This window comes from Stenotrophomonas sp. PS02289, from assembly GCF_029960115.1.
In the GTDB taxonomy this organism is placed as follows: Bacteria; Pseudomonadota; Gammaproteobacteria; order Xanthomonadales; family Xanthomonadaceae; genus Stenotrophomonas.
In genome coordinates this window covers 1-948 of record NZ_JASCOZ010000343.1, presented here as the reverse complement: position 1 = coordinate 948, position 948 = coordinate 1, and the positions used below count along the sequence as shown (strand labels likewise).

1 protein-coding gene is annotated in these 948 nt (G+C 65.8%); it reads left to right on the top strand.

Features of this window, described 5'->3' with window-relative positions:
• Positions 1-257: 257 nt before the first annotated feature.
• On the top strand, positions 258-893 hold the full coding sequence (locus QMX83_RS21525; RefSeq protein ID WP_282298659.1) for a methylthioribulose 1-phosphate dehydratase: 636 nt from the start codon (positions 258-260) through the stop codon (positions 891-893).
• Positions 894-948 lie beyond the last annotated feature (55 nt).

Genomic DNA, 948 nt, shown 5'->3' with positions numbered 1-948 from the left:
AACCCACCGGGGTTTTTTTTTACCTGGGTGGGGGGGGGGGGGGCGGCCCGTTCCGGGGGACGGCGCAAGTACGTCCCTGTAGCCTCGATCGCCGCATCCATGCGGCTCACGCCCCCTCCAGCCCATCCCGACCCACCCTCGACAGGGCGTCGGTGACGGAGCCGGAAAGCAAAAGCGGCATTGCCGCCATCTGGGGACTCCCCCAGGAAACCCGCTTTTCGCGACCAACAAACCGAAACACCGTTAAAATCGCTCCCATGAATACCCCTTACGACCCCACCCGCCTCAGCGAACTGGCCCAGGTCCTGATCGACAACGTGCGTGAGCTGGCCCAGGCCGGCTGGACGCCGGCGACCAGCAGCAACTTCTCGCATCGGCTGGATGACCAGCATGCGGCGATTACCGTGTCCGGCAAAGACAAGGGCCGGCTGATCGAAGACGACATCATGGTCGTGGACTTCGATGGCCAGGCCGTGGGTCGGCCGCTGCGGCCTTCGGCTGAGACCCTGCTGCATACCCAGCTGTACCGGCGCTTCCCGGAAGTGGGCTGCGTGCTGCATACGCATTCCCCGGTGCAGACCGTGGCCTCGCGGCTGTATGCCGCGCAGGGGCATATCCGGCTGGAAGGCTATGAGCTGCTGAAGGCCTTCCATGGCAACAGCACCCACGAAATGGCCATTGAAGTGCCGGTGTTTGCCAACACCCAGGACATGAACGTGCTCTCGGCCCAGGTCGATGTCCTGCTCGACCAGCAGTGCCTGTGGGGCTATCTGATTGATGGCCATGGGCTGTACGCCTGGGGCCGGGACATGGCCGAGGCGCGCCGGCACCTGGAAGCGTTCGAGTTCCTGTTCCATTGCGAGCTGGAGCTGAGGAAGCTGCGCGGGCTTTGAACGCCCGTGTAGAGCCGGGGGGGGGGGGGGGGGGGGGGGTGGGGGCCGGCGCCGC